The sequence below is a fragment of the Pseudomonas sp. EGD-AK9 genome (genome assembly GCF_000465935.2).
Classification (GTDB): domain Bacteria; phylum Pseudomonadota; class Gammaproteobacteria; order Pseudomonadales; family Pseudomonadaceae; genus Aquipseudomonas.
Genome location: NZ_AVOF01000142.1, coordinates 1 through 7794, shown reverse-complemented (window position 1 = coordinate 7794; position 7794 = coordinate 1). Strand labels below are relative to the sequence as shown.

The following is a 7794-nucleotide window of genomic DNA, read 5'->3' as shown; positions in this document are numbered from 1 at the left end:
GCTGCTGGAATGCTACGGCAGCGGCACCGGCCCGGCCGGCGACGCCGAGCTGCTGGCGGTCCTGGACGAGGCGCCCGCCCGCGGCGTGGTGCTGGCGGCGATCAGCCAGTGCCCGCAGGGGCATGTCGAGTTCGGCGTGTACGCCGCCGGCAGCCGCCTGGCCGAGGTCGGTCTGGTGTCCTGCGGCGGCATGACCCGCGAGGCGGCGCTGGGCAAGCTGTTCGCCCTGCTCGGCGCCGGGCTGGCGCCGGCCGAGGTGGAGCACTGGCTGGCGCGCGATCTCTGTGGTGAGATGAGCGACTGACGCCTCACGCCAACCAGGAGGGAAGCCATGAGCCTCGAGATCCGTCCCGTCAGCGCCGCCGACCACGCCGCCTGGCTGCCGCTGTGGCAGGGCTACCAGCGTTTCTACATGACCGAGATCGCCGCCGAGACCAGCGCCGTGACCTGGCAGCGCTTTCTCGATCCGGCCGAGCCGATGGGCGCGGCGCTGGCCTGGCAGGGCGATGAGGCGGTCGGCCTGGTGCACTGGGTGATCCACCGCTCGACCTGGACGGTCGGCGACTACTGCTACCTGCAGGACCTGTTCGTCGCCAAGGGCCAGCGCAGCGGCGGCATCGGCCGCCAGCTGATCCAGCACGTCTACCAGCAGGCGCGCGAAGCCGGCTGCTCGCGGGTGCACTGGCTGACCCACGAGAGCAACAGCCAGGCCATGCTGCTCTACGAACGCATCGGCGAGCGCTCCGGTTTCGTCCAGTACCGCAAGCTGCTGTAGCGCGCCGTGGCGACGCGCGGCCGCAGGGTGCGCCGCGCGCACCAGGGCGCCTTGGTGCAGTAAGGCTTAGAACACCGACCAGCCGATGCGCTGGCTGAGCAGCTCCAGGGCTTTCATCCCGGCCAGCGAGTTGCCGGCGGCGTTGAGTTCCGGCGACCACACGCAGACGCTGAAACGCCCCGGCACCACCGCGACTATGCCGCCGCCGACCCCGCTCTTGCCCGGCAGGCCGACGCGGTAGGCGAAGTTGCCGGCCTCGTCGTACAGCCCGCTGGTGGCCATGATGGCGTTGATCTGCTTGCTCTGCCGCGGCGACAGCACCTGCTCGCCGCTGTGCCGGCAGAAGCCCTGGTTGGCCAGGAAGCCGAAGGCGCGGGCCAGGTCGACGCAGCTCATGCGCAGCGCGCAGCAGCTGAAATAGCTGCGCAGCACCGCCTCCACCTCGTTGTGGAAATTGCCGAACGACTGCATCAGGTAGGCCGCCGCGGCGTTGCGCGCGCGGTGCTGGTATTCCGACTCGGCGACCTGGTTGTCCACCGTCACCTCGGGGTTGCCCGACAGGCGCCGGACGAAGTCGCGCATCGACAGTGCCGGCGCGGCGAAGCGCGACTGGTTGATGTCGCAGATCACCAGCGCGCCGGCGTTGATAAAGGGGTTGCGCGGCTTGCCGCGCTCGAACTCGAGCTGCACCAGCGAGTTGAACGGCTGCCCGGACGGTTCGTGGCCGAGGCGCTGCCAGATGGCCTCGCCGCTGTGGCCGATGGCCTGCACCAGACTGAACACCTTGGAGATGCTCTGGATCGAGAACGGCGTGCGCGCCTCGCCGGCCACGTGCAGCTGACCGTCGTTGCCGTACACGGCAATGCCCAGCTGGTTGGCCGGCACCCCGGCCAGGGCGGGAATGTAGTCGGCCACTTTGCCCTGGCCGATCAGCGGGCGGACTTCATCGAGTATCTCGTTCAACAGCGCTTGCATGCTCGGGCTCGCGGCAGGGCCGGGCGAGGCCCGGCGTACCGCAGCTAGACGCCCGCCGGCGACCGGGAATCACAGGCGCTCAGCGCTCCTGCGGCAGCCGCAACTCGACGCCCAGTCGCTGCGACAGGCAGGGCCAGCGTTGCCAGGCGGCGACCGTACCCGGCGCGGCGAGGCGCTCGCGGTAGGCCTGCACCGAGGGCTGGGCGAAGCTCGCGTCGTCGAGCAGGCCGGCCAGGGCGTGGTGCACCGCCTCGTCCAGCTGGTTGGCGAAGGGCTCGCCGATCAACTGATGGGCGATGAGGTTGGCGCGGGTGGTGTCCAGCGGGATCAGCGGCTGGCCGAGGTGGCCGATGTAGCGGTCGTTGACCTCCTCGACCAGACGATGGGCCAGGTAGGCCTCGTCGAGCAGGCCCTCGAGGCCGTTGTGCCCGGCCATCAGCGCCGGTGGCTGCAGGAAGAACTGCTCGGCCACCTGCAGCACCGGCCGGATCACGCGCTCGATACCGGCTTCGCTGGCCACCGTGGCGGCGGCGTCGAGCACGTCCGGCACCTGCTCGATATAGGCGACGACAAAGGCATTCAGGGTGGCGCCGGCGTTCTCGGCGGGCAGGCGGATGGCCGGGTGCAGGCGCTCCAGCTGGGTCTGCAGGAACTGCGCGAGGGCCTGGCTGCCGGCCTCGTGCTGGCGGGCCCGGTCGATCAGTTGGCGGATGGCGGCGGTGTTCATGACTGCTCCTGCGATTTGAGGACATGGACGTGAACCTTAGCCGGCGCGTGTGGCTGGCTAAGACGCGATTGTCATAATTTTTTAATACTTATGCGAGCTCGCTATATAGGGACTCGCCGATCTTTCTCCAGCCCGCTCCGGCCGGGGCGTTTAGGACAAGGCTTGCGCGGCTTCGGCCATTTTCGCGGTGACGTTGCGAGCTGAAAGTCGCCGTCTATACTCGAGTTCGAAAGGCAGTACCTGATGGAACCGGACGGGCTTAGGCACGGAGAGGTTTCGACAGCAGTCGCCAGCAGTCAGGGGCACCAGCGCGGGCAGTGAGCGCCGGCATGGTCGCCCCGTACGGCAGTCGATCCCTTAGCCGCAGGCTCCGCCGGCGGGATAACAAGAATCATAAGGGGAACCCGCAATGATGCGACATCCACGAGTCTGGATGGGCCTCCTGCTGTGGCTGGCATTGGGCTCGGCGCACGCCGAGTGGGCGGTCAACATGGCGCCCGGTGTCACCGAGGTCAGCCGCTCGGTCTTCGACCTGCACATGACCATCTTCTGGATCTGCGTCGTGATCGGCGTGGTGGTGTTCGGCGCCATGTTCTGGTCGATGATCGTCCACCGCCGCGCCACCGGCCAGGAGCCCGCGCACTTCCACGAAAGCACCACGGTCGAGATCCTCTGGACCGTGGTGCCGCTGGCGATCCTGGTGCTGATGGCGATTCCGGCGACCAAGACCCTGATCGAGATCTACGACACCTCCGAGTCGGAACTGGATATCCAGGTCACCGGCTACCAGTGGAAGTGGCACTACAAGTACCTGGGCCAGGACGTCGAGTTCTTCAGCAACCTGGCCACGCCCAAGGCGCAGATCGACAACCGCGCGGCCAAGGGCGAGCACTACCTGCTGGAGGTGGACGAGCCGCTGGTAGTGCCGGTGGGCACCAAGGTGCGCTTCCTGATCACCGCCGCCGACGTCATCCACTCCTGGTGGGTGCCGGCGCTGGCGGTGAAGAAGGACGCCATCCCCGGCTTCATCAACGAATCCTGGACGCGCATCGACGAGCCCGGCATCTACCGCGGCCAGTGCACCGAGCTGTGCGGCAAGGATCACGGCTTCATGCCGGTGGTGGTCGAGGCCAAGTCCAAGGAGGACTTCGCCGCCTGGCTGGCCGAGCGCAAGGCGGCGGCTGCCGCCGAACGCGAGCTGACCAGCAAGGAATGGACCCTGGACGAGCTGATGGCGCGCGGCGAGAAGGCCTACGGCACCGCCTGCGCCGCCTGCCACCAGGCCGGTGGCGAGGGCCTGCCGCCGATGTTCCCGGCGCTCAAGGGCTCGGCCATCGCCACCGGGCCGGCCGCAGGCCATATCGACATAGTGGTCAACGGCAAGCCGGGCACCTCCATGGCCGCCTTCGGCAAGCAACTGTCGGAGGTCGATCTGGCCGCCATCATCACTTACGAGCGCAACGCCTGGGGCAACAAGGTCGGCGACATGGTCACGCCCAAGGACATCCTCGACTTCAAGAAGGCTCAGGAGTAAGGACATGAGTGCAGTGATCGATTCCCATGGCCATGCCGCGCATGACCATCACCACGGCCCGGCCAAGGGCCTGATGCGCTGGGTGCTGACCACCAACCACAAGGACATCGGCACCATGTACCTGTGGTTCAGCTTCGCCATGTTCCTGCTCGGCGGGACCATGGCCATGGTGATCCGCGCCGAGCTATTCCAGCCCGGCCTGCAGATCGTGCAGCCGGAATTCTTCAACCAAATGACCACCATGCACGGCCTGATCATGGTGTTCGGCGCGGTGATGCCGGCCTTCGTCGGCCTGGCCAACTGGATGATCCCGCTGATGGTCGGCGCGCCGGACATGGCCCTGCCACGGATGAACAACTTCAGCTTCTGGCTGCTGCCGGCGGCCTTCGGCCTGCTGATCAGCACGCTGTTCATGGAGGGCGGCGGGCCCAACTTCGGCTGGACCTTCTACGCGCCGCTGTCGACCACCTACGCACCGGAGTCGGTGACCTTCTTCATCTTCGCCGTGCACCTGATGGGCATCAGCTCGATCATGGGCGCGATCAACGTGATCGCCACCATCCTCAACCTGCGTGCCCCCGGCATGACCCTGATGAAGATGCCGCTGTTCGTCTGGACCTGGCTGATCACCGCCTTCCTGCTGATCGCGGTGATGCCGGTGCTGGCCGGCTGCGTGACCATGATGCTGATGGACGTGCACTTCGGCACCAGCTTCTTCAACGCCGCCGGCGGCGGCGACCCGGTGCTGTTCCAGCACGTGTTCTGGTTTTTCGGCCACCCCGAGGTGTACATCATGATCCTGCCGGCGTTCGGCGCGGTCAGCTCGATCATCCCGGCCTTCGCCCGCAAGCCGCTGTTCGGCTACACCTCGATGGTCTACGCCACCGCCTCCATCGCCTTCCTGTCGTTCATCGTCTGGGCGCACCATATGTTCACCGTCGGCATCCCGCTGACCGGCGAGCTGTTCTTCATGTACGCCACCATGCTGATCGCCGTGCCCACCGGGGTGAAGGTGTTCAACTGGGCCAGCACCATGTGGCAGGGCTCGATGACCTTCGAAGCGCCGATGCTGTTCTCGGTGGCCTTCGTCATCCTGTTCACCATCGGCGGCTTCTCCGGGCTGATGCTGGCCATCGCCCCGGCGGACTTCCAGTACCACGACACCTACTTCGTGGTGGCGCACTTCCATTACGTGCTGGTGCCCGGGGCGATCTTCGGCATCTTCGCCTCGGCCTACTACTGGCTGCCGAAGTGGACCGGGCACATGTACGACGAGACCCTGGCCAAGCTGCATTTCTGGATGAGCTTCGTCGGCATGAACCTGGCGTTCTTCCCCATGCACTTCGTCGGCCTGGCCGGCATGCCGCGGCGCATTCCCGACTACAACATGATGTTCGCCAACTTCAACATGGTCTCGTCCATCGGCGCCTTCATGTTCGGCGCCACCCAGCTGCTGTTCCTGTTCATCGTCATCAAGTGCATCCGCGGCGGCAAACCGGCCCCGGCCAAGCCCTGGGACGGCGCCGAGGGGCTGGAGTGGACGGTGCCCTCGCCGGCGCCCTATCACACCTTCAGCACGCCGCCCGACGTGAAGTAGGAGGCCGGCCGTGAGTGAAGTGATCGGCACCCGTCGTCTGGTCGTACGCCTGCTGCTGGTGGTGGTGGCGATGTTCTGCTTCGGCGTGTTCGTCCTGCCGCCGTTCTACGACGCCATGTGCAAGGTGTTCGGCATCAACGGCAAGACCGCCGGCGCCTACCAGGGCGAGCAGCGGGTGGACGAGGCGCGCCAGGTGCGCGTGCAGTTCCTCGCCACCAACGCCGCCGGCATGGTCTGGGAGTTCGGCCCGCAGGCCGATGAGATCCTGGTGCACCCCGGCGAGCCGCGCGACATGCTGTTCGTCGCCTACAACCCGAGCAGCGAGCCGATGACCGCGCAGGCCATTCCCAGCGTGTCGCCGTCCAAGGCGGCGGCCTTCTTCCACAAGACCGAATGCTTCTGCTTCACCCAGCAGGTGCTGCAGCCGGGCGAGCGCATCGAGATGCCGGTGCGCTTTATCGTCGATAGAGATTTGCCGCAGGACGTCAAGCACCTGACCCTGGGCTACACCCTGTTCGATATCACCGCGCGCAAGCCGCCCGTGGCGCAGGCTCCATAAGGAGAACAACAATGTCGAGTCACGAGAATCACGAAAACTACTACGTCCCCGCGCAGAGCAAGTGGCCGATCATCGCCACCCTCGGCATGCTGGTCAGCGTCTACGGCGTGGGCACCTGGTTCAACGACATGAGCGCCGGCCGCGACGGCTCCAATGGCCCGCTGATCTTCTTCGTCGGCGGCCTGATCCTGGCCTGGATGCTGTTCGGCTGGTTCGGCAACGTGATCAAGGAGAGCCGCGGCGGCCTGTACAGCGCGCAGATGGATCGCTCGTTCCGCTGGGGCATGAGCTGGTTCATCTTCTCCGAGGTGATGTTCTTCGCCGCCTTCTTCGGCGCCCTGTTCTATATCCGCACCTTCGCCGGGCCCTGGCTCGGCGGCGAGGGCGACAAGGGCGTGACCAACATGCTCTGGGAAGGCTTCGAGTACAGCTGGCCGCTGCTGCAGAACCCCGACTCCAAGCTGTTCCCGCCGCCGACGGCGGTGATCGACCCCTGGCACCTGCCGCTGATCAACACCATCTTGCTGGTGAGCTCCAGCTTCACCGTGACCTTCGCCCACCACGCGCTGAAGAAGAACCGGCGCGGCCCGCTCAAGGCCTGGCTGGCGGCCACCATTCTGCTCGGCGCGGTGTTCCTGTTCTTCCAGATCGAGGAATACATCGAGGCCTACACCGAGTTGGGCCTGACCCTCGGCTCGGGCATCTACGGCGCCACCTTCTTCATGCTCACCGGCTTCCACGGCGCCCATGTGACCCTCGGCGCGATCATCCTCACGGTGATGCTGGTGCGCATCCTGCGCGGGCACTTCGACGCCGACCAGCACTTCGGCTTCGAGGCCGCCGCCTGGTACTGGCACTTCGTCGATGTGGTCTGGCTGGGGCTGTTCGTCTTCGTCTATGTGCTTTGAGGCAGCAGCACGCCACAGGCTTCAAACGGCAGCTAGAGGCTGCCGCTACCAGCTGACATGAGACACCAGTTGCCCCGAGTAGAAGCCCCAGGCGACCAGGGCGACGGTGATGGCGGTCAGCCCGACACGGACGGTCAGGGCGTTGACCACGCGGGAACCACGGCCCTCGTCCTTGACCAGGAAGACCAGGCCGCTGAACAGGCTGACCAGGGTGGCCAGCAGCATGAGGACGATCGCGGCCTTGAGCATGCGAGACTCCGGGGGAGTGGGCGATGTATTGCAGTATAGCCAGCCAGCACCTTGTCCGTGGGGCGGCCGCATGAGCGCCTTCCGTCCCGGCTGGCTGCCCAGCCTGCTGGTGGCCCTGCTGCTGCCCGGGTTGCTCGGCCTGGGCACCTGGCAGTTGCAGCGTGCCGAGGACAAGCGCGCCCTGCTGGCCAGCTTCGAAGACCGCCGCCAGGCCGCGCCGCTCGGCCTCGATCGGCTCGAGCGCAGCCGCGACCCGGCCTACCGGCGCGTGCGTCTGTACGGCCAGTTCGACGCCGCGCACAGCCTGTTGCTGGACAACCGCATGCGCGACGGCCGCGTCGGCTTGGAGCTGCTGCAACCCTTCTACGACCAGGCCAGCGGCCTCTGGGTGCTGCTCAACCGCGGCTGGCTGCCCTGGCCGGATCGGCGCCGGCCGCCGCAGTTCGCCACCCCCGAGGATGCCTTGGCCC

At 66.8% G+C, this 7794-nt stretch carries 9 protein-coding genes and 1 pseudogene; 7 read left to right on the top strand and 3 right to left on the bottom strand.

The window, feature by feature from the left end; translation table 11 throughout:
* Together N878_RS08210 and N878_RS08205 are read left to right on the top strand one after the other, a co-directional pair.
* Positions 1-304, top strand: a pseudogene (locus N878_RS08210) (asparaginase); the annotation flags it as partial.
* A gap of 27 nt (positions 305-331) precedes the next feature.
* Entirely contained in the window at positions 332-775 is a 444-nt protein-coding gene (locus N878_RS08205; RefSeq protein ID WP_021443188.1) for a GNAT family N-acetyltransferase, read from the top strand.
* Between the two features lie 66 nt (positions 776-841).
* Here N878_RS08205 and glsB read toward each other — a convergent pair whose 3' ends face one another.
* Together glsB and N878_RS08195 are read right to left on the bottom strand one after the other, a co-directional pair.
* Entirely contained in the window at positions 842-1750 is a 909-nt protein-coding gene (glsB, locus tag N878_RS08200; protein ID WP_021443187.1) for a glutaminase B, read from the bottom strand.
* Positions 1751-1829: 79 nt separating this feature from the next.
* Positions 1830-2477, bottom strand: a complete 648-nt coding sequence (locus N878_RS08195) for a hypothetical protein (protein ID WP_021443186.1) — start codon at positions 2475-2477, stop codon at positions 1830-1832.
* 409 nt (positions 2478-2886) lie between these two features.
* Between N878_RS08195 and coxB the strand changes: the two genes are divergently transcribed.
* Genes coxB through N878_RS08175 form a run of 4 tightly spaced genes read left to right on the top strand, consistent with a single transcriptional unit; the run spans position 2887 to position 7075 of the window.
* On the top strand, positions 2887-4011 hold the full coding sequence (gene coxB / locus N878_RS08190) for a cytochrome c oxidase subunit II (RefSeq protein WP_031302908.1): 1125 nt from the start codon (positions 2887-2889) through the stop codon (positions 4009-4011).
* Between the two features lie 4 nt (positions 4012-4015).
* Positions 4016-5608: a cytochrome c oxidase subunit I gene (ctaD, locus tag N878_RS08185; protein ID WP_021443184.1), complete on the top strand. Its 1593-nt coding sequence runs from the start codon at positions 4016-4018 to the stop codon at positions 5606-5608.
* Between the two features lie 10 nt (positions 5609-5618).
* Positions 5619-6167, top strand: a complete 549-nt coding sequence (locus tag N878_RS08180) for a cytochrome c oxidase assembly protein (RefSeq protein ID WP_021443183.1) — start codon at positions 5619-5621, stop codon at positions 6165-6167.
* A gap of 11 nt (positions 6168-6178) precedes the next feature.
* Complete coding sequence (locus N878_RS08175; RefSeq protein ID WP_021443182.1) at positions 6179-7075, top strand: cytochrome c oxidase subunit 3; 897 nt, start codon at positions 6179-6181, stop codon at positions 7073-7075.
* 45 nt (positions 7076-7120) lie between these two features.
* On the opposite strand, the gene N878_RS08170 is transcribed toward N878_RS08175, so the two are convergent.
* Entirely contained in the window at positions 7121-7324 is a 204-nt protein-coding gene (locus N878_RS08170; protein WP_021443181.1) for a twin transmembrane helix small protein, read from the bottom strand.
* A gap of 70 nt (positions 7325-7394) precedes the next feature.
* Here N878_RS08170 and N878_RS08165 point away from each other — a divergent pair.
* Positions 7395-7794 (top strand): SURF1 family protein (locus tag N878_RS08165; protein ID WP_021443180.1); only part of this gene is annotated, 400 nt, incomplete at its 3' end.